Source organism: Microbispora bryophytorum (assembly GCF_043197435.1).
GTDB classification, from domain to species: Bacteria; Actinomycetota; Actinomycetes; order Streptosporangiales; family Streptosporangiaceae; genus Microbispora; species Microbispora bryophytorum.
Genome location: NZ_JBICTF010000003.1, coordinates 884,311 through 908,778, shown reverse-complemented (window position 1 = coordinate 908,778; position 24,468 = coordinate 884,311). Strand labels below are relative to the sequence as shown.

17 protein-coding genes are annotated in these 24,468 nt (G+C 71.5%); 5 read left to right on the top strand and 12 right to left on the bottom strand.

Annotated elements, in window-relative coordinates:
• Positions 1-6 precede the first annotated feature (6 nt).
• The 3 genes from ACGFIB_RS13355 to ACGFIB_RS13345 form a co-directional block, all read right to left on the bottom strand.
• Positions 7-1,215, bottom strand: coding sequence for an MFS transporter (locus tag ACGFIB_RS13355; protein WP_223853346.1), 1,209 nt, complete (start codon positions 1,213-1,215; stop codon positions 7-9).
• Positions 1,216-1,432: 217 nt separating this feature from the next.
• Complete coding sequence (locus tag ACGFIB_RS13350) at positions 1,433-4,717, bottom strand: amidase family protein (protein WP_393371421.1); 3,285 nt, start codon at positions 4,715-4,717, stop codon at positions 1,433-1,435.
• Between the two features lie 448 nt (positions 4,718-5,165).
• Positions 5,166-6,209, bottom strand: a complete 1,044-nt coding sequence (locus ACGFIB_RS13345; protein ID WP_357243722.1) for a LacI family DNA-binding transcriptional regulator — start codon at positions 6,207-6,209, stop codon at positions 5,166-5,168.
• Positions 6,210-6,515: 306 nt separating this feature from the next.
• On the opposite strand from ACGFIB_RS13345, the gene ACGFIB_RS13340 reads away from it, so the two are divergent.
• From ACGFIB_RS13340 to ACGFIB_RS13330, 3 genes are all read left to right on the top strand, one after another.
• A complete protein-coding gene (locus ACGFIB_RS13340) occupies positions 6,516-8,873 on the top strand; it encodes a beta-xylosidase/alpha-l-arabinosidase (RefSeq protein ID WP_393371418.1) in 2,358 nt (785 codons plus the stop codon).
• Positions 8,874-9,102: 229 nt separating this feature from the next.
• Positions 9,103-11,349, top strand: coding sequence for a glycoside hydrolase family 3 C-terminal domain-containing protein (locus tag ACGFIB_RS13335; protein WP_393371415.1), 2,247 nt, complete (start codon positions 9,103-9,105; stop codon positions 11,347-11,349).
• 149 nt (positions 11,350-11,498) lie between these two features.
• Complete coding sequence (locus tag ACGFIB_RS13330) at positions 11,499-12,311, top strand: SAM-dependent methyltransferase (protein ID WP_357243731.1); 813 nt, start codon at positions 11,499-11,501, stop codon at positions 12,309-12,311.
• Between the two features lie 103 nt (positions 12,312-12,414).
• On the opposite strand, the gene ACGFIB_RS13325 is transcribed toward ACGFIB_RS13330, so the two are convergent.
• The 7 genes from ACGFIB_RS13325 to ACGFIB_RS13295 form a co-directional block, all read right to left on the bottom strand.
• Entirely contained in the window at positions 12,415-13,662 is a 1,248-nt protein-coding gene (locus ACGFIB_RS13325) for an ROK family transcriptional regulator (protein ID WP_208762165.1), read from the bottom strand.
• Positions 13,663-13,786: 124 nt separating this feature from the next.
• A complete protein-coding gene (locus ACGFIB_RS13320) occupies positions 13,787-14,335 on the bottom strand; it encodes a hypothetical protein (protein ID WP_393371411.1) in 549 nt (182 codons plus the stop codon).
• Between the two features lie 214 nt (positions 14,336-14,549).
• A complete protein-coding gene (locus ACGFIB_RS13315; RefSeq protein ID WP_393371408.1) occupies positions 14,550-14,897 on the bottom strand; it encodes a hypothetical protein in 348 nt (115 codons plus the stop codon).
• A gap of 354 nt (positions 14,898-15,251) precedes the next feature.
• Positions 15,252-15,665, bottom strand: a complete 414-nt coding sequence (locus ACGFIB_RS13310; protein ID WP_393371405.1) for a YchJ family protein — start codon at positions 15,663-15,665, stop codon at positions 15,252-15,254.
• Positions 15,666-16,121: 456 nt separating this feature from the next.
• A complete protein-coding gene (locus ACGFIB_RS13305; RefSeq protein ID WP_393371402.1) occupies positions 16,122-16,592 on the bottom strand; it encodes a lamin tail domain-containing protein in 471 nt (156 codons plus the stop codon).
• Between the two features lie 40 nt (positions 16,593-16,632).
• Entirely contained in the window at positions 16,633-16,971 is a 339-nt protein-coding gene (locus ACGFIB_RS13300; RefSeq protein ID WP_393371399.1) for a YncE family protein, read from the bottom strand.
• A gap of 258 nt (positions 16,972-17,229) precedes the next feature.
• On the bottom strand, positions 17,230-18,195 hold the full coding sequence (locus ACGFIB_RS13295; protein ID WP_393371396.1) for an oxidoreductase: 966 nt from the start codon (positions 18,193-18,195) through the stop codon (positions 17,230-17,232).
• A gap of 129 nt (positions 18,196-18,324) precedes the next feature.
• Between ACGFIB_RS13295 and ACGFIB_RS13290 the strand changes: the two genes are divergently transcribed.
• Both ACGFIB_RS13290 and ACGFIB_RS13285 read left to right on the top strand, forming a co-directional pair.
• On the top strand, positions 18,325-18,930 hold the full coding sequence (locus tag ACGFIB_RS13290; protein ID WP_393371393.1) for a TetR/AcrR family transcriptional regulator: 606 nt from the start codon (positions 18,325-18,327) through the stop codon (positions 18,928-18,930).
• A 330-nt stretch (positions 18,931-19,260) separates the two neighbouring features.
• Positions 19,261-20,451: a cytochrome P450 gene (locus ACGFIB_RS13285; protein ID WP_357243752.1), complete on the top strand. Its 1,191-nt coding sequence runs from the start codon at positions 19,261-19,263 to the stop codon at positions 20,449-20,451.
• 102 nt (positions 20,452-20,553) lie between these two features.
• Here the strand turns inward: ACGFIB_RS13285 and ACGFIB_RS13280 are convergent, their stop codons facing one another.
• Entirely contained in the window at positions 20,554-21,858 is a 1,305-nt protein-coding gene (locus ACGFIB_RS13280) for an ammonium transporter (protein WP_393371389.1), read from the bottom strand.
• 314 nt (positions 21,859-22,172) lie between these two features.
• On the bottom strand, positions 22,173-24,434 hold the full coding sequence (locus ACGFIB_RS13275) for a catalase (protein WP_393371386.1): 2,262 nt from the start codon (positions 24,432-24,434) through the stop codon (positions 22,173-22,175).
• Between the last annotated feature and the right edge of the window lie 34 nt (positions 24,435-24,468).

Below are 24,468 nucleotides of genomic sequence, written 5' to 3'. Positions count from 1 at the left end.
TCGGGTTCAGCGGGCGTCCGGGCGGCTCGCCAGAGCGTCGTACCGCCGGAAGGCGGACACCCCGAAGCCGGTCACCAGGACCAGCAGGGCGCATATCAGGCCGCCGCCCGCCCAGGAGGACACGAGCCCGAAGGCGTCCGCGGTGGCGCCCGCCCGCAGGTCGCCCAGGCGGGGCCCGCCGGCGACGACGACCATGAACACCCCCTGCAGGCGTCCGCGCATCTCGTCGGGCGCGTAGGTCTGCAGGATCGTCTGCCGCCAGACGGCGGAGGCGAGGTCGGTCGCGCCGCCGATCGCCAGCAGCGCCACCACCAGCCACAACGGCTGGGCCAGCGCCGCGGCGGTCACCGTCACGCCCCACAGGGCGATCACGAGCGTGAGCGCCACCCCCTGGCGGCGTACGCGGCCGACCCAGCCGGAGAAGACGCCGGCGACGACCGCCCCGATGGCGATGCTCGCCGACAGCCAGCCGAACGCCACGGTGGAGCCGCCGAAGCGCTCGGCCGCCATCTCGGGGAACAGCGCCCTCGGCATCGCGAACGCCATCGCGATGATGTCCACCACGAACGACATGAGCACGACGGGCTTGCTCACCACGTATCGGAGCCCGTCGACCACCGAGCGCAGGCCCGGCCGGGAGATCTCGCCGACGGGCGCCAGCGTCGGCAGCCGCACCGCCGCGTAGAAGCCGGCGCCGAACAGGACGGCGTCGATGAGGTAGGCGGTGGCGTACCCGCCCTTGGCGAGCACCACCCCCGCCAGCAGCGGCCCGACCACCGTGCCGATGCTGCTGACGAGGAAGTTGAGGGTGTTGGCCGCGGGAACCCGCTCGGTGGGCACGATGCGGGGAATGATCGCCCCGCGCGTGGCCGAGGTGACGGCGAAGCCGATCGACTGCAGAGCGATGACGGCGAGGATGAGATAGACGCTGCCGAGCCCCGACCAGGCGTGCAGCAGCAGGGCGACGGTGGACAGCCAGGCCACCACCGAGCCGGCCAGCAGGAGCCGGCGGCGGTCCATCGCGTCGGCGACCGCGCCGCCCCACAGACCGAAGACGACCAGCGGGACGAGGCTCACCGGCCCGAGCATGCCCACCCACAGGGACGACCCCGTGAGGTTGTACACCTGCCCGCTCACGGCCACCGAGGTGAGCTGGAAGCCGACGAAGGAGACGCCCTGCCCCACCAGCAGCCGCCGGTACGCGGGAATGCTCAAGGGCCTGGTGTCGAGGGCGACACGCTTCAGAACTGCCTGTACCCCCGCCACCCTTACCTCACTGACCAGGACATATCGAACATTTCGCGTACTTTACCCTGATCGCGGTCAAGGTCCGGCGACCGGTGCTCTCCAGGCGATCACGGGAAGGCCGAAGGCCCGCGCCGGGCGGCGCGGGCCTTCGGGACGGACCTCAAGGACCTTCGAATCGGAGCGGTCAGGGGCGCGGGCCGGGCTGCAGGAGGCGGTCACCCGGGTTGCACAGTTCTCCCGTGAAGAACGTGCTGCCGGGCACGCACCGCCACATGCTCGGGTTGGTGTCGCTGGGCGCGAGCCGGACGGCGGTCGCCTGCTCCAGGGCGTAGCCGTCGGCGAGCAGGGTCGCCTCGCTGAAGGCCGTGCCGACGAGCGCGACGCCGATCGGGTTGCGGCCCGCCGAGCTGTTGGTGGCGCCGTACCCCGCGGGCAGGGTCAGCACCGGGTAGCCCGCCCGGTCGGCGTGACCGACGAGCGCGTTGCCGGACGGCACCAGCACCGCGTCGAAGTCGTCCGACGGGTCGCCGGGGGTCCCGTTGGCGAGGATGCCGTCGATCAGCGCGCGGGCGGACGCCCGCCCCGCCTGCAGATCGGAGGTGTACGCCGCGCCGGTGGCCGGGTCCGACAGGTCCACGGCCTGCGCGTCGAGCAGCTGACCCTGCTGGTACTTCAGCCCCTCGACCGGGTTGGCGTCGTTGTAGTCGATGACGTCCTGCAGGGACCTCGCCCCGGGCCCGCGCCCGGCGCCGGACAGGTAGGCGTTCAGGTCGCGCTTGAACTCCCGGCTCACGATGCTCGCCGGGTCGGGGCTCGGGGTGCCGACGGTCACCGTGGTCGTCGTGGCCCCGAGCGACTGCAGGGCGCTCACCACCGCCGGATACGGCCCGGACGTGCTCGATAGGACGGCGATCCGCTTGCCCTGCAGGGCGGTCTTCGACAGGCCCGCCGTGTAGTCCTTCACGGGCGCGTCCTTCGTCGCCGGGTCGGCCGGATCGGCCCCGGCCATCGCCGTCAGCGCCGTCGCCGCGTCGTACACGGTACGGGTGATCGGCCCGGGGGCGTCCTGCGACTTGGCGACCGGCAGCGTGCCGGTGCGGCTGACCAGCCCGACGGTCGGCTTCAGCCCGACGACGCCGGCCGCGTCGGCGGGGGCCACGAGCTGGGCGGAGTCGGGCGAGGTCTCCATGCCGACGGTGAACGCCGCCAGCCCGGAGGCCGTCGCCGCCGCCGATCCCGCGGACGACCCGGCCGGAGTCTTGTCGGTGTCCGACGGAAGCAGCACCTGACCGGCGAGGGAGGAGTACCCCTCCGGCAGGTTCGCGTCGAACACACCGTTCAACTCGGTGATGTTCGTCTTGCCGAGGATGATCGCCCCGGCGGCCTTGAGCTTGGCGACCACCGTCGAGTCCTTCGCCGGCCGCAGGTCCTGCAGGGCGATCGAGCCGCCCGTCGTCGGCAGCGAGTCCACGTCGAACCCGTCGTTGACCAGCACGGGAAGGCCTGCCAGCGGCCCGAGCGGGTCACGCTTGCCCTTCTTGTCCTTGGCCGCCTTCTCCCGCTCCTTGTCGGCCCTGCGGGCCTCCTTGATCGCATCGGTGTTGATGGAACGTACCGCCTGGATGGCCGGGCCCTCGGCGTTGGTGAGCGCGATCCGGTAGAGGTACGCCTTGACCAGGGTCTCCGAGGTGAGCGTGCCCGCGGCGAGCCGCGCGGACAGGCTCTGCGCCGACTCGGTCTCCGGCGAGAACGGCAGCGGCGCCGGCGCGCCGCCGAGCATCTTCATGATCGTGTCGTAGGCGGGGTTGCAGTGCCCGCGCGAGGCGTACGGCTCCGCCGGGACGGTGGGCGCGCACCGGTACATGCTGGGGTTCACGTTGCCGGCCGTCTGGCGCAGCTTCGTGGCCTGCTCGATGACGTAGCCGACGCCGATCAGGTTGTACTCGTCGTACGCGTTGCCGTGGACCTGCACGTTGACCGCACGGCGGGTGGTGGCGTTGTACCCCATCGGGATCGTCATCGACGGGTACCCGGCCTGCGGCCCGTTCGGCACGCTGCCGAGGATCGCGATCACGGGGTCGGCGGGCTGGGAGGGGTCGGAGCCGGGGTAGGTCATCATGTCGTCGATGGCCTTGTGCCAGGCCGCCTTGCGTACGGGCAGGTTCGCCCGGTAGGCGGTCTCGTTGGCCCCGCCGGGGGTGACGTCGGCGTTCAGCGCGCTGAGGTGGCTGCTGTTGCCGTACTTCAGGGCCTGGTGGGCGTTGGCCTGGTTGTCGGCCACCTCTTCGGCCAGCGACTTGATCGGCGCCTGCGAGCCGAGGCGCTTGTAGTACTCGTCGATGGTCTTGTGCTGCTCGTACCCGCTGGGCAGGTTGGGGATCGCCGGGATCGACACGGTCGGCCGCGGCACCATGATCGCGCCTGCGGCGACCAGCGCGTCGTACGCGATCTTGAGCGGGCTGCCCTCGGTGAGCGTGCCGTTGTAGCCGATCTTCTTGCCCTTGACGAAGCCGAGGTCCAGGGCCTTCATGTAGTCCGGCACCTGGGCGGGCGGGGTGGGGATGACACCGGTCTTCAGGTAGTCGTCGCCGAAGACGGCGCGGTATTCGGCGTCGCTGTCCGGGTCGGGCCCGGCGATCGACTGGAGGGTCATCGCGGCGTCCGACACGCTGCGGACCATCGGCCCCGCGGTGTCCTGCGAGGCGCTGATCGGCGCGATGCCGTACCCGGGGACGAGCCCGACGGTCGGCCGCAGCCCGACGAGGCTCTGCGTGCTCGACGGGCTGATGATCGAGCCGGAGGTCTCGGTGCCGATGCCCAGCGTGGACATCGCGGCGGCCATCGCCGCGCCCGTGCCGGAGGAGGAGCCGCTGGGGTTCTGGTCGGCGTCGATGCCGTTGATGACCTGCCCGGTGAGGTTCGCGAACCCGGACGGCTGGTTGCCGAAGCTGTTGGCGAACTCCGACAGGCCGACCTTGCCGAGGACGACCACCCCGTGCTCGCGCAGCTTCTCGGTGATGCCCGCGTCGGTCGCCGGGAACGAGTTACGCAGCGAGTAGTTGCCGGCCGAGGTGTACATGCCCTTGACGTCGATGAGGTCCTTCAGCAGGATCGGCAGCCCGTGCGCGGGCCCGAGGACATGCCCCTTCGCCCGTTGCCTGTCGGCCTCGGCGGCCTCCTTGAGGGCGTCCGCGTTGAGTTGCGTGACGGCGTTAAGGCCCGGTCCGCGCTTGTTCAGCGCGTCGATCCGGTCGATGTACATCTGGGTGAGCTCGACAGAGGTGAGCCGACCCTGCTCCATCATGGCCTCGGCCTGCGCGCCGGTGAGCGTCTCCAGATCGAGTACGGGTGGCCGGTGGCCCTTTGGGGGCTCTCCGGGCGGCGCTTTGGCGGACGCCGGCGCCGCCGTGAGCGGGATGACGAGGGAAAGGGTGAGGAGAGAACAGAGGACGGGACGAGCCTTGCGCACGAGGTGCTCCTTGGGGAAACCCGGTGATGCGCGAGACGCTATAAATGATCAGTTACGACTGGATGTCCGAAACGTTCCCACCCGGAAACAGGGATCATCCCGACAAATTTCGCCGCGGCACTAATAGGGTGGCGCAGAGCGGCGCAAGGCCCTGATCGTGGGCCGGCCGGGCAACGAGAGCAGGCGCTTCTCGATGCGCGCTCAGCCATGGTAACGCGGGGACGGCACCGAAATTTTCGGATAAATGTCGAATATTTCTGCGCGGCGGAGGATGCGTCCGGCGAGGAGGTGCAGGTCAACCGGCGGCCACTTCGTCCGATCGCACCGGCCTCGCCACGGCCGGACCCGATATCCGCATTCCGGTCCGCCGTACGCTTCCCGCGACCCGGGTGCGGAGTGTCACCGGATCGGCCGGGGCTCCGAAATTTCATTCCCGAGATCCGAAAATTCAGGCGGCGAGGGCGGCGGTGCTGCCGCGTACGACGAGGCCGGTGGTGAGTTCGACGCGGTCCTGCGCGGGGGACTCCCCGCGGGCGATGGCGACCACCATGGCCGTGGCGGCGGCGGCCATCTCCGTCAGGGGCTGGCGCACCGTGGTCAGCGCGGGGATGAGCCACTGCGCCATCGGCAGGTCGTCGAAGCCGACCACGCTCAGCTCGTCGGGGATGCGCAGCCCCATCTCGTGGGCCGCCTGATAGACGCCCATGGCCTGCGCGTCGTTGAAGGCGAACACGGCGGTCGGGGGCCGGGGCAGCGCGAGCAGGGAGCGCGCGTGCGCAAGGCCGTCCTCCGCGCTGAAGTCGCCCTGCCGGACGAGCTCCGGATCCGTCGGCACGCCCGCGGCGTCCATGGCGGCGCGGAACCCGTCGAGCCGCGCGCGGCTGGACAGGGCGTGGGCGGGACCGGTGATGAGCGCGATGCGCCGGTGCCCCAGCTCCAGCAGGTGGCGCGCGGCCGACAGGCCGCCGCTCCAATTGCCCGCGCCCACCGAGGGCAGCTCGTGCCCGGGGTCGCCGGTGGGGTCGACCAGTACCACCGGAATGTCCCGGGTCCTCAGCTGCTCACGCTGGGCCCGCGTGAGGCCGGAGAAGACCACGATCACGCCGTGGGGACGGCGGCCGATCACCCCCTCGATCCAGCCCCTGGCCGGAGGGTGGTGGTCGGGCAGCTCGGAGACGACCACCGCGAGGCCGTGTTCGCGCGCCACCTGCTCGACGCCCTTGATGACCTCCATCGCGTACCCGCCCTCCAGCTCGTTGAAGACCAGCTCGATGAGCGGAGCCGCGGTGGGGCGCTTCTTCTGCCGGCGGTAGCCGTGCTCGCGGATCAGGTCCTCGACCAGGGCGCGGGTCTCGGGGGCGACCTCGGACCTGCCGTTGACGACTTTGGAGACGGTCGCGGGGGACACCCCCGCCAGCTCGGCGATCTGGGCGATTGTCAGCGGCCGGGAGGGCGTGTGCTCCGGCGGTGTCGACTCCCTGGTCGTGGTCATGACCGCAGTTTAGCGCTAACTTTCGGACATTCACCCGAATGTTTCGGATATCTCACCGCCGTTTCCTTGACGACCTCCAGCGCACCGGCCTAGAGTCCCCATAAACTATCGGTCCTGATTCGGAAACTTTCGGACCGCAGTTCAGACGACAGTCCGGATGAGCAGGGGGCGCTCGATGCGGTTGCTCGCGTACCGCCGCCTGCCGCCGCCGCCGCGCGGGGACGGCCGGGCGGATCGTCACCTGGGTCCCGTACGGCGTCTTCCGGGGCCGAGGCCCACGCGACGGATCGACAAGCAAGGGATGTCATGACATTCGTAGACGCGCCGGGGCTCGCGCCCTGGCGGGACGGCGACCGGCCTCTCGACGAGCGCGTGGACGCGCTGCTGGGCGAGATGACGCTGGAGGAGAAGGTCGCCCAGCTCGGATCGGTGTGGGTCGACATCTCGCCCGCCGGCTCGGAGGCGGCGGGCGGCAATGTCGCGCCGCTGCAGGACCTGTTCATGAAGGACGGCACGGACCTCGCCGACCGGATGCGCGACGGGGTCGGCCATCTGACCCGGGTGTACGGCACGGCGCCGGTGAGCCCGGTGGAGGGCGCGGCCGGACTGCGGAAGATGCAGGATCAGGTGATCGCGGCCAACCGGTTCGGAATCCCGGCCATCGCCCACGAGGAGTGCCTGACCGGGTTCGCCACCTACGGCGCGACCGCCTACCCCACCCCGCTGGCCTGGGCCGCGACCTTCGACCCCGCGCTGGTGGAGCGGATGGCGCTGGCCATCGGCGACGACCTGCGCGCCGTCGGCGTCCATCAGGGCCTGTCGCCGGTGCTCGACGTGGTGCGCGACTACCGGTGGGGCCGGGTCGAGGAGACCCTCGGCGAGGACCCCTACCTGGTGGGTCAGATCGGCGCGGCCTACGTGCGCGGCCTGGAGAACGCCGGGATCATCGCGACGCTCAAGCACTTCGCCGGATACTCCGCCTCCCGGGCGGGCCGCAACCACGCCCCGGTCAGCATCGGCCCGCGCGAGATGGCCGACGTCATCCTCCCGCCGTTCGAGACGGCCATCCGCGAGGGCGGCGCCCGCTCGGTGATGAACTCCTACACCGACATCGACGGCGTGCCCGTCGGCGCCCACGCCGGCCTGCTGCGCGGGGTGCTGCGCGACCAGTGGGGATTCGACGGCACGGTCGTGGCCGACTACTGGGCGGTGCCGTTCCTGGCCATGAACCACAACGTCGCCGCCGACGAGACACACGCCGGAGTGGTCGCGATGCGCGCGGGCATCGACGTCGAGCTGCCCGAGACGGTCGGCTACGGCACCCGCCTGGCCGAGCAGGTGCGGGCCGGCAACGTGGACGAGTCCCTGGTCGACGAGGCCGTGCGCCGGGTGCTGCGGCAGAAGATCGAGCTCGGCCTGCTCGGCGACGGCCCCCTCGTGCCCGAGGGCGCCGGCGAGGTCGACCTGGACAGCCCCCGCAACCGCGACCTGGCCCGCACCGTGGCCGAGCACTCCGTCGTGCTGCTGAGCAACCCCACCGGCACGCTGCCGCTGGCCTCCGGGACGACCGCCCGCATCGCCGTCGTCGGCCCGTGCGCCGACGACCCGCAGACCCTGCTCGGCTGCTACGCCTTCCCCAACCACGTGCTCGACCGCTTCCCCGACCACGGCATGGGCCTGCCCATCGCGCCCGTCCTGGACCTCCTGCGGGCCGAGTTCCCCGATGCCGACCTGCGCTACGCACAGGGCGCCGAGGTGTCGGGCGACGACACCTCTGGCATCGCCGAGGCGGCCGCCCTGGCCGCGCAGTCCGACCTCGTGCTGCTGTGCGTCGGCGACCGGGCCGGGCTATTCGGCAACGGCACCTCCGGCGAGGGCTGCGACGCCGACCACCTCGCCCTGCCCGGAGTCCAGCCCGAGCTGGTCGAGGCGGTCCTGGCCACCGGCACCCCGGTCGTCCTGGTCGTGGTGTCCGGCCGCCCGTACGCGATCGGCGCCTACGCCGGCCGTGCCGCCGCCACGCTCCAGGCGTTCCTGCCGGGCGTGGAGGGTGGCACGGCGATCGCGGGGGTGCTCAGCGGCCGGGTCGAGCCCTCGGGCCGCCTGCCCGTCCAGATCCCCGGCTCCCCCTTCGTCAACCCCTCCACCTATCTGCAGCCGCCTCTGGGACTGCGCACCGACGGCATCTCCGTGTCCGACCCGACCCCGGCCTTCCCCTTCGGCCACGGGCTGTCGTACACGACGGTGACCTACGACGCGATGACGACCTCGGCGGAGCGGTGCCCCACGGACGGCACGGTCGAGGCGCGGGTGACCGTCACCAACACCGGCGCCAGGCCGGCGGCGGAGGTCGTGCAGCTCTACGCCTCCGACCCGGTGGCGCAGGTGGCCCGCCCCGTCGCGCAGCTCGTCGGCTTCGCCCGGGTGCCGCTCGCGCCCGGACAGACCCGCGAAGTGATCTTCGAGATCCCCGCCGACGCCTTCTCCTACACCGATCCCGGCCTGCGCAGGATCGTCGAGCCGGGCGTCATCGCGCTCACCGCGGGACCGTCCGCCGCCGACCGCCCCCTGCGGTCCGACATCCTGCTGACCGGCGACACCGTCGTGCTCGGCCGGGCCCGGCGGCTCACCACCCACGCGCGGGTGCCGGCGCCGGCCTCCTGACCGTGACACGTGTGCGGCGGGCGGCCGAGCCGCCCGCCGCGACGCCGTCCCGCCGCCGCGCTCGGCGGCAACGCGGCCCCGCCCGGGCCGGACATCCCCCTCCGCCGCGCTCGGCGACCCCGCGGCCCCGGCCGGGGCCGAACACACCCCGCCGCCGCTCCTGTCCGCCGCTGCTCCCCTCCGGGGCAGGAAACACTGTGAACCACCCCCCGTGAAAGGAGCCTCCCCGATGGCCCGGACCGACCTCGACGCGCTCGCACTGAACGCGCTCACCCTGGAGCAGAAGGCTTCGCTGCTGTCGGGCCGGGATTTCTGGACGACCAAGCCGCTCGATGAGGCCGCGATTCCGTCCATCACACTGTGCGACGGACCGCACGGCGTACGCCGCGAGGCCGGCGGCTCCGACCACCTCGGCATCAACGAGAGCATCCCCGCCACCTGCTTCCCGCCCGCGGCCGCGGTCGGGTCGAGCTGGGATCCCGAGGTGGCCGCCCGGATCGGCGCCGCCGTCGGCCGGGAGGGCCGGGCCCTCGGCGTGGCGGTCGTGCTCGGCCCCGGCGTGAACATCAAGCGCTCGCCGCTGTGCGGGCGCAACTTCGAGTACTACTCGGAGGATCCCCTGCTCTCCGGCGTACTGGCCGCGGCGCACGTCGCCGCGCTGCAGGCCGAGGGACCCGGCGCGTCGGTCAAGCACTTCGCCGCCAACAACCAGGAGACCGAGCGCATGCGGGTCAGCGCCGAGGTGGACGAGCGCACGCTGCGCGAGATCTACTTCCCCGCGTTCGAGCGGGTGGTCACCCAGGCACGGCCCGCCACCGTGATGTGCTCCTACAACCGCGTCAACGGCGTCCACGCCTCGCAGAACCGGTGGCTGCTCACCGATGTCCTTCGCCGCGAGTGGGGCTTCAACGGCGTCGTCGTCTCCGACTGGGGCGCGGTCCAGGACCGCGTCGCCGCGCTGGCCGCAGGCCTGGACCTCGAAATGCCGGGGACTGGCGGCGCGAGCGACCGTCGCATCGTGGACGCCGTCCGCGCGGGCGACCTCGACGAGGCCGCCGTGAACGCGAGCGTGCGCCGCGTCGTCGCCCTCACCGAACGCCACAGCGGCGTCTCCGGCGCGTTCGACTCCGACGCCCACCACGCGCTCGCCCGCGAACTCGCCGCCGAATGCGCCGTGCTGCTCAAGAACGAGGACGGCACGCTCCCGCTCTCGGCGGAAGCCCGCATCGCCGTGATCGGCGAGTTCGCCGCCAGGCCCCGGTTCCAGGGCGGCGGCAGTTCCCACGTGCACGCCACCCGGGTCGACGCGGCGCTCGACGCGATCCGCGCCCTCGCCCTGGACGTCGCCTACGCCCCGGGGTTCTCGCTGGACGGATCGGGCGACGCGCGGGAGCTTCGCGAGGCGGCGGCCGAGGCCGCCGCGTCCGCCGACGTCGCGGTCGTCTTCGCCGGGCTGAGCGAGCGTGAGGAGTCGGAGGGCTTCGACCGGGAGACGATCGACCTGCCCGCCGTCCAGATCGAGCTGATCCGCGCCGTCGCCGCCGCGGCCCGCCGTACGGTGGTCGTCCTGTCCAACGGCGGCGTCGTCTCCCTGGAGGGCTGGCACGACGACGTGGACGCCGTGCTGGAGGGCTGGCTGCTCGGCCAGGCGGGCGGCTCCGCCGTCGCCGACCTCCTCTTCGGCGCCGTCAACCCTTCGGGCCGCCTCGCCGAGAGCATCCCGGTGCGGCTGAAGGACACGCCGAGCTACCTCAACTTCCCGGGCGAGGCCGGGCACGTGCGCTACGGCGAGGGCGTCATGGTCGGCTACCGCTACTACGAGACGGTCGAGCTGCCCGTGCGTTACCCCTTCGGTCACGGCCTGAGCTACACGACGTTCGCGATCGACGGCCTCAGGGTCGTCCGCACGGGCGACGACAGGGCGACCGTCACCATGAGGGTGACCAACACCGGCGATCGGGCGGGCAAGCACGTGGTGCAGGTCTACGTGTCCACCGCCGCGGGTCCCGTACGGCGACCCGTCCGGGAGCTGCGGGCCTTCAGAAAGGTCTCCCTCGCCCCCGGCGAGTCGCGCACGGTCACCCTTCCTCTCGACCGGCGGGCGTTCGCGTACTACGACGTCCCGCTCGGCCGGTGGACCGTCGCGCCCGGCGACTACACGATCCAGATCGGCGAGAACGCCTCGTCCGTCGTGGCCGAGACGACGATCGGTCTGGGCGGCGACTCCGTCGTCCCCGTGGTGTCGCTCGACTCGACGCTCGGCGAGTGGCTCTCGCACCCGCTCGCCGGGCCCGCCCTGCTGCGGGTCCTCAGCGGTGGGAAGAGCCGGCGGACCGAGGAGGACGACGAGAACGGGCTGCGGATGGCCTCGTCGATGCCGATGGGACGGTTCCTGACCTTCGCCGGCATCGACATCCCGCACGCGACCCTGCGGGAGCTGGTGGAGCTGGGCGGGTCGGACGGCGCGGCGGCCTGAGCCGGTCTCGTCGTTCGTCGTGTCCGGGGACCGAGGACACATCTCGACATTTCCGATTGTCGGAGCAGGCTGTCAAAATCGGCACCTGTGTCCCTAGGATGGTGATCGCCTCATCCGGTGGACCGGACCCGAGCGATGGAGGGCGGAGCGTGCACGAGGAGCTGGCTCCCGCGTGGGTGGTGGACCCCGGCACGCCGAGCGTGGCCCGGATGTACGACTACTACCTGGGCGGCAAGGACAATTTCGCGGCCGACCGCCAAGCCGCCGAGAAGATCATTTCGATCCTCCCCAACGCCCGCGAGGTCGCCCGGGCCAACCGCGCCTTCCTCGTGCGGGCCGTACGGCACCTGGCGCGCTCGGGCATCCGGCAGTTCCTCGACATCGGCACCGGGCTGCCGACCCAGGAGAACGTCCACCAGGTGGCGCAGGCCGAGGCGCCGGAGTCCCGGGTCGTCTACGTCGACAACGACCCGATCGTGCTCGTCCATGCCCGCGCCCTGCTCGCCGACAACCCCCGGTCGATCGTGATCGACGGCGACATGCGGAAACCGGAGTCGATCCTCGGCCACCCGGGCGTCCGCACCCACCTCGACCTCACCCGGCCGGTCGCCTTGATCATGCTGGCCGTCCTCCACTTCGTGACCGACGACGCGGAGGCGGCGCGGCTCGTCGGCGCGTTCCGCGAGCCGCTCGCCCCGGGCAGCCACCTCGTGGTCTCCCACATCACCCAGGGCGACCTGGACGAGGACGCGGTCAGGCGGGGCCGGGACGTCTACACCACGACCACCGCGGGCGGCATCGTGCCGCGCACCGCGGCCCAGGTGCGCGGCTTCCTCGACGGCCTCCACGTGCTGGAGCCCGGCGTGGTGCCGCTGCACCGGTGGCGGCCCGAGAACGCGGAACCCGAATGGAACGGCGTGCCGGGAGGCGACATCCTGGGCGGAGTCGGCCTCGTCACCTGACGCCGGCGCGCGGGAGAGCTCACCCGTCCCCGTTCATAACCGGATCAGGCCCCCGACGGACGCGCCGTCCTCGTGGAGCGGCGCCCGCGTGAGCGCGGGCCCGTCACCGGGCCAGGGCGCCCCTCCGGGCCGCGGCCCGGTGCGCCGAACGACGCCGCATCTCCGCGAGCACCTCCAGGGGGCTGGCCAGGAGCCTGGAGAAGGCCAGCTCCGCGGCGCCGACCAGCGTGACGTCGTCGCCGAGCGCCGACACCCGCAGCCGCACCTGCTCGCGGGAGATCACCATGGCGTTCGCCTCCACCCGGTGACCGACCTGCGCCGCCGAGCCCGGGTACACGTCCCGCAGCATCCCGCCGAAGATCACCATGCCGGGGTTGAAGAGGTTGATCAGGTTCGCCACGCCGATGCCCAGCCAGTCGCCGATCCGGTGCAGCGCCTCCCCGGCCGCCGCGTCCCCGCGTCCGGCGGCCTCCACCACCGCGCGCACGCCCTCACGGCCGCTCAGCTCGCCCGAACGGCCCGCGGCGTCGATCAGGGCGTGCTCGCCGACCTCGGCCTCCAGACAGCCGCGTGAGCCGCACATGCAGGGCCGCCCGTCGTACGGATTCACCATCATGTGCCCCAGCTCGCACCCGTAGCCGCCGTCGCCGCCGAGCAGCCGGCCGCCGACGATGATCCCGCCGCCCACGCCCACGTCGCCGTGCAGGTAGATCAGGTTGTCGAAGCCACGGCCCACGCCGCGGTCGCGCTCGGCCAGCGCGCCGAGGTGGGCCTCGTTGCCCACGAGCACCGGCAGCCCCAGGCGGGAGCCGAGCTCGACACCGAACGCCTGGTCCACCCACCCCACGTAGGGCCCGTACCGCACCGTGCCGTCGTCGGGCCGGATCATCCCGCAGTAGGCCGCGCCGACTCCGACGCACACCGAACCCGGCCGGACGCCGCGCCGCAGCTCACGGCCGAAGCCCGCGAGCACGCCGACGACGTCCTCCAGGTCCGCGCCCGCGCGGGGCCTGACCGCCTCCCGGCGGTCGAGGATCTCACCGCCCAGTCCCACCCGGGCCGCGACCAGGCGGTCGACCCGGACGTCGAAGGCCAGCACGTGCGCACGGTCGCGCTCCGGGCGGACCACCAGCGACGGGCGTCCCGCCCTGCCGGTGTCTCCGGGCAGCTCCTCACCGACCAGGCCCGCCGCGGACAGCTCGGCGGTCAGTGCCATGATGGTGCTGCGGTTCAGGCCCATCCGGTCGGCCAGTTCCGAACGGGAGAGCGCGCCGGACAGGTGCACGTGCCGCAGCAGATCGCCGAGGTTGCGCCGGCGCATCTCCTCCTGGGACCGACCGGCTTTCGACATGGTGCGCGGATCCTGACGACTCGGAGGAGTTCCTCGGTGGCGGGCCGTGGACAGGAGGGCAGGGCCGAGACCCCTTCCTCACTGTGAGGTTACCAATCGAGGCGCCCGCGGCGGAGCCCCGCGCTCACCGGCGATCCCGCTCACCCGATACCGCGCGCCCGCGGTTCCGCGCCGCCCGAGGGCCGGTCCCCCGCCGGCCGGCGGAGACCACCGCGTGCCGGTCCGCCGCCCCCGCACGGATCGCCGTCCCTCCACGACGCGCCGCTCTCGCACGGGCCGCCTCCACGCGGGCCGCCGCTCTCGCGCGGGCCGCCGCTCTCGCTTTGCGGGACGTGTGCGGGGCCGGGGCCGTAGAAGCGCCCGGGTCGGGCGTGCCGAGCATCTGCGCGATGTCACACGCCCGGTTGCCCCTGCACATCGCGTTCTGAATGCCGGTCCCGCCGTTCGCGACGTTGATGGTGATCTGCTGCGTCCCGCGGTTGATCGTGGAAGCCGAGGCGGTGAGCCCGGGCTGGGCGGCGTCCGGCTGCGGCTGCGAGGGCCGGAGCCCGGACTCCTGGAGGCGTGGCGCCTCCCGCCCGTGGGTGCGCGTGATCGCGGCGGCGGGGCCCGCGGCGGCCAGCGCCGCCACGACGGACGCGCAGGCGAGGAGACGGAGGCCGATCTTCCTCATGGCCGTCCCGCCGTACCGCTGACACTTCATCGCGCGCCCCCGCCAGTCTCCGCCGCAGTGCTCCGGGCGGCCCCTTTCCGCCCGGGCCTTTTCAGGCTAGTGACCCGCCGGTTTCCCGCGCCCGGCGCGCGCGGCGTCTTGCGGCATCATTGCCATATCAGTCAGCGCGACCCCCGCATTCGCGGACCTGCGGCCCGCGTGCATTCGAACGCGATCACCAGCCGCGGGAAGTGATGGGCATGTTCTGCCAGACCTTGCACTTCCTCGGGCCGGGACCGCAGAAGACGCCCTGGGTGCTGATGCGGCCGCCGTTCGTGATCCCGGTCTGCTGCTGGCCCATCATGAAGGTCGGGGCGAACACACCGTTGAGATTCTGGTTGAACCTGCCGTTGCCCGACTTGAGCTGCCGGGCCGTGGCCGTCCCGCCCGCCGCCACCTGGCCCCCGCGGTCGCCGTGACCGCCGTGGCCGCCGTGGCCGGTGGCCTTCATCGGGGCACGGCCCGGCAACCGCGCGCTCGCGCCCGCCTCCTGAGCCGCGGCGCTCCACGCGATCGCGGCCACGAGAGCGGCCAGCGTCAGGCGACGGGCCGTCCGAGCCCGAAACGGCCCGGAGCGGGACATGCGGCGGCGAGACATCGTGGAACGCACCTACCTACCAAGGTCATGCGGCAATGGGCTTTCGTCGCGGACACAAGCAACGACGACCTCATACCCCGCACCACGGTCTCGGCCCCGCACATGCCAAGCGGGGCATGGATGCTGACGTATTTTTTGTCGCTATGCCTTCTGAACGGATATCGAACGTTTATCCCCGAAAGTCTCACTCGGGCTGAATCCGGTGACATGACACTCGTACCGAGCCGTGTCTCGACCGGGGTCTTCGCCGGGCTTATCCGCCGGGCTTATCCGCCGGGCTCATTCGCCGACGGCGTCGCGATAGACCCAGGCGCCTTCGTGGCGGACGAAGCGGCTCTGCTCCCGCATCTCGCCGGGCTGTCCGCGATAGTCGTATCCGGCGCGGAAGGTGACGATGCCTTCGGTGTGGATCGGGCTCCCGCCGGTGGCCGCCTCGATCTCCAGCCCGGCCCACCGCATGTCCCGGTCGAAGTCGACCTGTGCCGGACGGGTGGAGGGATGCCAGGTCCGCAGCAGGTACGCCTCGTCCTCCACCGCGAACGCGGAGAAGCGCGAGCGCATCAGCGCCTCGGCCGTCGGCGCCGACTGCCCCGCGTGGAACCGGCCGCAGCAGTCGCCGTAGCCGGCCGGCAGGCCACAGGGACAGGGCTCGCCGGGGCGCGGCGTACGGCGGGAACGAGAGGTACGGCTCACCCCGCGAGGCTATCGCCCCCCGCCGGGCGCTCGCTCGCGTCCCGGCCTCTCGCGGACCGCACGGACGTCACCGCGACCGGCGCGGCCCGGCTCACCGGGCGGAGCGCCACGCCGAAGCCGGTCAGTTGTAGGGGTTGTCGTAGGTGCCGGTGCTCTTGGTGCGCATCTGGTAACCGGTCCTGCGAACCACCCGCCGGTCATGACGAAGCGGACGTTGCGGACGGTGCTGCCGAAGTTCACCTCGCCGCTGTACACGAAAGCCTGCTGGCACCCGGCATAGGACGTGGTGCCGGTCTGGGTCGGCCAGGACGAACTCGTGCCGTTGACGTTGATCTGGAAGTACGGCGCGGGGTAAGCGTGCTGCCAGCACAGCCGCAGCGAGTAGCGGTACTTCGTGTTGCCGTCGTCGAACGCCACCGTGCCGTCCAGGAGGGCCAGTCACCGGTCCCGCCGCCATCAGCAGATCTTGTAGTCCTGCCGCGACGAGTTGTACGCGCAGGAGCCGACGAGCGCGCCGGACGCGTTCCGCAGGTAGGCCTTGTCCTTGGTCTGGTTCCAGATGTAGGCGAGCGTTCCCCCGCTCCTGCCCCAGTAGAGGGTGGTGGAGGTGTCCTTCCCCCGGCCGGTCCGCAGGGTGACCGTCTTCCCGGCTCCGAGGGTGAACGGGCCGAACGTGTAGACGTGGTCCGATCGCTTCGTGTCGTCGCGGACGGTCCAGCCCTTGAGGCTGACGGCCTTCTTCGTCGTGTTCTTGATCTGCACGTACTCGCCGTTCAGGCTGCTGTTCGCGCCGAAGTCCGGCGAGCCGGGCGAGTCGTAGTAGATCTTGGTGATCCTTATCGCCAGGCCCGCGGCGTAGGCGGGCTGGGAGACGGCGACCACACCGGCGGCCACCGCTGCGGCCGCCAGCAGAGATCGGGTACGCACAGGGATGCTCCTGAGTTGGGGGGGGAATGATCGATATCGATCATATTGACCAATGTCGGGTGAGCCCGCCGCCGGGGATCCGCCAGACGTCCACCGCTTTCCGCTTCTGGAACGACACGACCGACACCGAGCCCTCGCCCCGGTTGGACACGTACAGGTGGCGCGAGTCGCGGCTCACGTAGAGGCCGTGCGCGCCCCGGCCGGTCGGCAGGAGACGCAGGACCTTGTACGTCGCCGCGTCCACCGGCCACACCCCGTTCCGTTCCATGTCGGCGACGTAGAAGACGGCGCCGTCGGGCGACAGCTTCACGTCCTGCGGCATGCTCATGTGGCCCAGGTGGATGTGGCGCATCACGATCGGCGTGCGCCAGTCGAGCACGACCAGGTCACCGCTGAACTCGCAGCTCGCGAGGAAGACCCACGGTCACGGCACCGGTTCCACGCGCTCGCCCCACGCCTGCTCCTTCGTCGCGGCGGGCTGCGCCCGGCCGGCCCCCGTTCGGTCACGACGACCGGCCGCGGACGCGCGCGGCAGCGGCGCGGCGCGACGGGTCGGCGAGACTGGTCGGCGAGACGCCAACGCCCGCCGGGCGCGATCCGAGGGCGGCTTTGCCTGCTCGCGCAGGCCCCCTTTACTTCAGGACGTGGTGCCGGGCACCGGTTCACCCAGGGGGTATGCGACACCCGTCAGCCGTTCGGACTCCTGCCACAGGCGGCGTTGTGCCGCCGCGTCGTGCGAGAGGGGGGTGGACGTGACTCGGGTGGGGTAGCCGGTGTACTGCGCTCGTCCTGGCGGACCGTAGTACTCGCCGCCGCGCACATCCGGGTCGACCGCGGCGCGCACTGTGGCCAAGGCCGCCTTCTGCGGGCTCTGCATCAGCCACCACGTGAGCAGCCGGAGTCGGGGACGCATCAGGACCCTGACGGGGAGGGGCATCTCACGGCCGAACTCGGTGCGCGCGTTGCCGGGGTGGGCGGCCACCGCGACGGTGGACACGCCGGTCGCGGACAGCCGCCGGTCGAGTTCGTAGGTGAACATGAGGTTGGCCAGCTTCGACTGGAAGTACGCGTGCGTGTACCGGTATCCATGCGCGAAGTGCAGATCGTCGAAGTTGATGGCGCCACGCCGGTGCCCGATGCTGCTGACCGTCACGACCCTCGACCCCGGTACGGCCAGAAGCAGGTCCAGGACCAGCCCGGTGAACGCGAACGGGCCGAGATGGTTGGTGGCGAAGGTCGACTCGAAGCCGTCACCGGTCACCGCGTATCGCGGCCTGATGCCGCCCGCGTTGTTGATCAGAAGGTCGAGCCGGGAGTGGTCGGCGCGGATCCGTTCGGCGGCTTCCCGCACCGAGGCGAGCGACGCCAGGTCGAGTCGCAGTGTGCTTACCGTCGCGTCGGGCACCGAAGCGGTGATCCGCGCTGCGGCGCCCGCCGCCTTGTCCGCATTGCGGCAGGCCATGATGACGGAGGCGCCGCGTTCGGCGAGCAGTTTGGCCGTCTCGAAGCCCAGTCCGGTGTTCGCGCCTGTGATCAGGGCTGTGCGCCCTCGTTGGTCGGGGATGTCGGCAGAAGTCCAGCGCTGCCGTGTGTTCGGGGCCATCCGATGTCTCCGATCACGCACGGATAGAGTCGGGACGACCATCCCGACTAGAAGCGGGATGGTCATCCCGGTTGCCAACATACGGGATGGGCGTCCCGGTTGCCACTGCGAAGAGGAGACGGTTTCCCGATGGTGAACAGGCGCGCCACCGACGACGCCGACAGCGAGACGCCCGACAGGGCCTTGCGTGCGGATGCCCAGCGCAACCGGGCCCGGGTGCTGGAGACGGCGGCCGAAATCTTCGCGACCGAGGGGCTGTCTGTGCCGGTGCACGAAATCGCGCGTCGCGCCGGCGTGGGCACCGGGACCGTCAGCAGGCACTTCCCCTCGAAAGAAGCGCTGTTCGCGGCGATCCTGATCGACCGCATGAAGCAACTCACCGAGCGAGCGGACGCACTCGCCGAGACCAATGACGCCGCAACGGCGTTCTTCGCCCTCTTCGCCATGCTGGTCCACGAGGGCGCGGCCCACCGCGGGCTGGCCGAAACCCTGCGCGGCACGGGATATGACGTGGAGACCGCCGCCGCCCGGGCCGGCTACGACATGACGGGCCGCCTGCGGACCATGCTCGTCGCTGCTCAGGACGCGGGAGCGGTAAGGCCCGACATCACGTACCAGGACGTGAAGGCGTTGATGACCGGTTGCCTGTCGCGGGACGTCGACGACACCCACGGCACCGCGCTGAACAGGCTCGTCACGGTCGTGTGTGAAGGCCTCCGTGCCCGGCCGAGCTGAGCCCCCGCCCGCGCACGACTTCGGACACCGCTCCGTCCGGGCCGATCTCGTCGGTCACGGCACCGAGTTCGCCTCAGGCGCCCCCGGTCGTCTGTGGACCTGGCGAGCCCGAGCAGGCGCACGTCACCGACGAGTACTGCCTGGTCCACCGGATCGAGGAGGCAGTCGAGAGCTGCACCGCCGCCCTCGGGCGGTTCGCCTGATCATGTGACCGGCCCGGGCGGCGGGGCCGCCACAGTCGTGTCGCGATTGTCCACTGCGGACACGGGACGGCTATCGTCGGATTACGGCAAAGCGATCATCAGAATGCCGGTGACCCGAGGAGGTCGCGTGCGCGACGTGTCCCCACCCCTGCACATGCGACGGGACGGATTCCATCCCGTCCCGGAGCTCTCCGCGCTGCGGGACGACGAGGGGGTGACCCGGATTCGCACCGTGTTCGGCACCGACGCCTGGCTGGTCACCGGATTCGAGGATGTCCGTACGGTGCTGAGCCGTCCCGATCTGTTCAGCAACGCGCTCGTGCCTCCGCTCCGGCCGCCCGGCGCACCGCCGCCGAGCAAGGAGGAGACCGCCGCGATGCGCGCCGGCAATCTGCTCGGCTCCGACCCTCCCGAGCACACCCGGCTGCGCCGGATGCTCACGGCCCAGTTCACCGTCCGACGTATGCGCCGGCTCGAGCCCAGGGTCCAGCAGATCGTCGACGACCATCTGGACGCCATGGAGCGCGGCGGACCGCCCGCCGATCTGGTGACGGACTTCGCCCTCCCGGTTCCCTCCCTGGTGATCTGCGAACTGCTGGGCGTGCCGTACGCCGACCGGGCCGGCTTTCAGGGAACGTCCAAGCGGATGCTGGACGTGTCCCTGCCTCCGGACGAACGCGCGGCCGCGGCGGCGGAGGCTCGGGCGTACATCGCGGGCCTGATCAAGGCGATTCGCAAAGATCCCGGTGAGGATCTGCTCGGGATGCTCGTACGCGAGCACGGCGACGAGTTGAGCGACGCCGAACTCACCGGGATCGGCACCCTGCTGCTGCTCGCCGGGCACGAGACCACGGCCAACATGCTGTCCTTGGGCACACTCGCCCTGCTGCGGCACCCCGACCAGCTCGCGCTGCTGCGCGACGAGCCCGACCGCGTGGACGCCGCCGTCGAGGAACTGCTGCGGTGGCTGAGCATCGTGCACTCAGGAACGGCCAAGATCACGACGGCCGAGGTCCGGCTGGGCGACCGGACCCTCGGCCCCGGCGAGACCGTCATCTGCTCGCTTCCCGCCGCCAACCGCGACCCGGGGTTCATCCCGAACCCAGACGACCTGGACATCCGCCGGGATGCCGTCGGCCACATCGCGTTCGGGCACGGCATCCATCACTGTCTCGGGGCTCCCCTGGCCCGCATGGAGATGCGCATTGCCTTCCCCGCCCTGCTGCGCAGGTTTCCCGGCCTGCGACCGGCGGGCGAACCCCTGTTCCGCTCCTTCACCGTCGTGCACGGCCTGACCACCATGCCGATCACCTGGTAGGCGTCCCGCACGGCGGCCACCGTCGAGGGCGCCGCCGTGCCCGCCCGCCCGCAGGCCGGCACCGCCTGCCACGCCCCGGCCTGCCGGTGGAGCCCTCGGCGATCAGGTCGTGGGACGCGGATCAGGCTGCGCCGGCGCGGGGCGGTGGGTGCGCAGCCGGACGGCGTGGTCGAGCACGCCGTGGTCGTAGGCGGTCTCGGCGTGCAGCGCCAGATCGACGCCGGACACCTCCTCCTCCTCGCTCACCCGGAAACCCATCAGCCGGTGGATCAGCTTGCCGATCCCGTAGGTGACGACGAAGGCGTACAGCGCCACCACCGGGACCGCCATCGCCTGCTTGCCCAGCTGGGCAAGCCCGCCGCCGTACAGCAGGCCCCGGGGGCCGTCGGCGCCGGTGAGCGTACGGGTGGCCAGCAACCCGATGAGCAGGGTGCCGACGATGCCCCCGACCAGATGCACGCCGACCACGTCGAGGGAGTCGTCGTAGCCGTGCCGGAACTTCAAGCCGACCGCCTGCGAGCAGATCATGCCCGCGGCCAGGCCGATCACCAGGGCGCCGAGCACGTCGACCGAGCCGCACGACGGTGTGATCGCGACCAGCCCGGCCACGACGCCCGAGGCGACCCCGAACGTGGTGGGGCGGCCGTCACGACGCTGCTCCACCAGCAGCCAGCCCAGCAGGCCGGTGCACCCCGCGGCCAGGGTGTTGAGGAAGACGGCGGCGGCGGTGCCGTCCGCGGCCAGCGCGGAACCGGCGTTGAACCCGAACCAGCCGAACCACAGCAGCCCGGCGCCGAGCAGCACCAGGGGCAGGTTGTGCGGTCGCATGGCCTCGGCCTTGAATCCGATCCGCGGCCCGAGCACCAGCGCCAGAGCCAGCCCGGAGGCCCCCGAGGTGATCTCCACGACCAGGCCGCCCGCGTAGTCGAGAGTGCCCATGGCGTGGATCCAGCCGCCGGGGCCCCACACCCAGTGGGCGATGGGCGCGTAGACCACGAGCGCCCACACCGGGACGAAGACCATCCAGGCCGAGAAGCGGGCCCGGTCGGCGATGGCGCCGCTGATCAGTGCCGCGGTGATGACGGCGAAGGTGAGCTGGAACGTCGCGAACAGCAGTGTGGGCACCTGCCCGGTGACCGATTCGGTGGTGATGTCGTGCAGCCCCACGTGGGCCAGGCCGCCGATCAGTCCCCCGATGTCGGGGCCGAACGCCAGGCTGTATCCGGCGGCCAGCCAGACGAGGGTGACCAGGGCGATCGAGACGAAGCTCATCATGATCATGTTGAGCACGCTCTTGGCCCTGACCATCCCGCCGTAGAAGAAGGCCAGGCCCGGCGTCATCAGCAGGACGAGCGCGGTACAGGCCAGGAGCCAGGCGGTCGCGCCACCATCTACCTTCACCGGCATGTCATCGCCTCACACTCCTCAGGATGGTCGTCCGGCGGTTCCGCCACGACCGCACCATGAGACTCACCGTTGGCGGTTTCATGGCGTATTCGGGAGTGTTACTGCGATGTTTCTTATTGCGAGGGCGTTACCGGCTCCTCACCGGCCCATCACCGAACCGTGCTCGACCAGGTCGAGATCGAAGCCGCGCTCGCGGCCCGCAGCGTCGTGCGAGGGTTCGATCCTGGATGCGTCGCAAAGACCGAGGTCCGGCGGCCTCCTCCCCCGGGTCTTGAATCGAGGGAGGAGGCCCTGCCGACGTCCGATGTGGAGCGTCAGGCCACCGAGGCGGGGAACCGCTCCCAGACGCGGTGGGCGGCCATCAGCCGCCGCACAGCGGTGAAGACCTCCGTGGCCGAGTCACCGGAGACCACGCCCGGTGTGCCGGAGACCCCTGACTGAGCGAGCAGCTTCGCGCCCGCGCCCCAGGCGCCGATCGCCTTGGCGTGCCGCCAGCACTCCTCGATCATGAGCGTCACCCGCGGGTCGGCTGCGACGGAGTCGCCAGCGCCCGCTTTGGCGTCCCGCGCGGGCAGGGCGTCGGGGGCCGGCGCCGGCGCGGCCGCCACGAGCAGGGCGTCGAACTCGATCGACCGGGCGGTGGCGAAGGTCCGCTGTACGGGCATGTCGGCCAGCATCCCGCCGTGCGGGGCGATCAACAGCGGCACCATGCCGGCGGCGAACACGGCCCTGCGCAGGTCGCGTACGCCGTCGAGGTCGGCGCCGTCGTCCACGACGATGCCGACGATGCGGCCGTCGGCCGGCCACTCCTTGCCCACCTGCGAGAGCGCGGGGCTCGGCGCCGGGTCGGCGAGCGGCAGGGCCGGCTCGGGCGCGGGCAGGCCCAGCCCGGTGGCGACCTCCCGGCAGAGGACCGGGTCGATGTTCGCCAGGCACTGGAGCTGACGCTCCTTGATCGCCTGCTCGTAGCACTTGCCCAGCTCGAAGGTGTAGGCGCGGATGATGTGCTCCTTCTCCACAGGCGACATGCTCCGCCAGAACAGGCGGGCCTGGCTGAAGTGGTCGTCGAAGGACACGGGGTTGGCGCGGACCTTCCTCGATCTGGCCACCTCGACCGGGGTGTCGACGAACGCGTTCTCGGCGTCACCGGCGACGAACGGGTTGCCGCCGTCCAGGGAGTTCGGCCGGTACGGCGCGACCCCGGCGTGCACGGCGTGCTGGTGGAAGCCGTCACGGAGCATGTCGTTGACCGGGCAGTGCGGCCGGTTGATCGGGATCTGCGCGAAGTTCGGGCCGCCCAGCCGGGTGATCTGGGTGTCGAGGTAGGAGAACAGCCGCGTCTGCAGCAGCGGGTCGTTGGTGACGTCGATGCCCGGCGGCAGGTGGCCGACATGGAAGGCGACCTGCTCGACCTCGGCGAAGAAGTTCGCAGGCGTCCGGTTGAGCGTCATCCGTCCGACGGGCTGCACCGGCGCGAGCTCCTCGGGCACGATCTTGGTCGGGTCCAGCAGGTCGATGCCCTCGAAGGTCTGGTCCGGGGTGTCGGGGAACACCTGGATGCCGAGCTCCCACTCGGGGTAGGCGCCGGCCTCGATCGCGTCGTACAGGTCGCGACGGTGGAAATCGGGGTCCATGCCGCCGAGCATCTGCGCCTCTTCCCAGGTCAGGGAGTGCACGCCGAGCTTGGGCTTCCAGTGGAACTTGACCAGCACCGTCTCCCCGGCCTCGTTCACCAGCCGGAAGGTGTGGACGCCGAAGCCCTCCATCATCCGGAAGGAGCGCGGGATCCCCCGGTCGGACATGTTCCACATGGTGTGGTGCTGCGCCTCGGTGTGCAGGGAGACGAAGTCCCAGAACGTGTCGTGCGCGCTCTGCGCCTGAGGGATCTCCCTGTCCGGGTGCGGCTTGCCCGCGTGGATGACGTCGGGAAACTTGATGCCGTCCTGGATGAAGAACACCGGGATGTTGTTGGCGACGAGGTCGAAGGTGCCCTCGTCGGTGTAGAACTTCGTCGCGAAGCCGCGGGTGTCGCGGACCGTGTCGGCCGAGCCGCGCGAACCGAGGACGGTGGAGAACCGCACGAAGACGTCGGTCTTCCGCCCCTTCTTGAGGAAGCCGGCCCTGGTCACCGCCGAGGCGGTGCCGTAGGCCTCGAACACGCCGTGGGCGCCGGCGCCCCGGGCGTGGACGACGCGCTCGGGGATGCGCTCGTGGTCGAAGTGCGTGATCTTCTCGCGCAGGTGGTGGTCCTGCAGCAGGGTCGGACCGCGCTCGCCCGCCTTCAGCGAGTGGTCGGTGTCACGCAGCCGTGCCCCCTGCGCGGTGGTGAGGTAGGCGCCCTGCTGGCCCTTCGACGTGGCAGGTGCTCCGGTCTCCGCTCCGGTCGGCGTGACGGTGGCGGGAGCGCCCTGTTCCTTCTTCGGCTGCAGTGGATCACGTGGAGTCGCCGGCTCCTCGACGGTCGCCGGAGCGCTGCCCGGCGAGCCGGGAACGTCCGGCGTCAGGAAGTCGGCCACCTTCTCGGTGGCGTTCTCCACGACGTCCTTGACGGCCTTGGCAGGCTTGCTGGCATCCATTCGGCGAGATCCTCCATGGAGCGATTCGGACACG

Excerpts from the sequence above, each read along its gene's own strand:
- ACGFIB_RS13275 (WP_393371386.1), bottom strand. The coding sequence starts at position 24,434 with ATGGATGCCAGCAAGCCTGCCAAGGCCGTCAAGGACGTCGTGGAGAAC.
- ACGFIB_RS13295 (WP_393371396.1), bottom strand. The coding sequence starts at position 18,195 with ATGGCCCCGAACACACGGCAGCGCTGGACTTCTGCCGACATCCCCGAC.
- ACGFIB_RS13320 (WP_393371411.1), bottom strand. The coding sequence starts at position 14,335 with ATGAGGAAGATCGGCCTCCGTCTCCTCGCCTGCGCGTCCGTCGTGGCG.
- ACGFIB_RS13325 (WP_208762165.1), bottom strand. The coding sequence starts at position 13,662 with ATGTCGAAAGCCGGTCGGTCCCAGGAGGAGATGCGCCGGCGCAACCTC.
- ACGFIB_RS13345 (WP_357243722.1), bottom strand. The coding sequence starts at position 6,209 with ATGACCACGACCAGGGAGTCGACACCGCCGGAGCACACGCCCTCCCGG.
- ACGFIB_RS13340 (WP_393371418.1), top strand. The coding sequence starts at position 6,516 with ATGACATTCGTAGACGCGCCGGGGCTCGCGCCCTGGCGGGACGGCGAC.
- ACGFIB_RS13290 (WP_393371393.1), top strand. The coding sequence starts at position 18,325 with ATGGTGAACAGGCGCGCCACCGACGACGCCGACAGCGAGACGCCCGAC.
- ACGFIB_RS13335 (WP_393371415.1), top strand. The coding sequence starts at position 9,103 with ATGGCCCGGACCGACCTCGACGCGCTCGCACTGAACGCGCTCACCCTG.
- ACGFIB_RS13280 (WP_393371389.1), bottom strand. The coding sequence starts at position 21,858 with ATGCCGGTGAAGGTAGATGGTGGCGCGACCGCCTGGCTCCTGGCCTGT.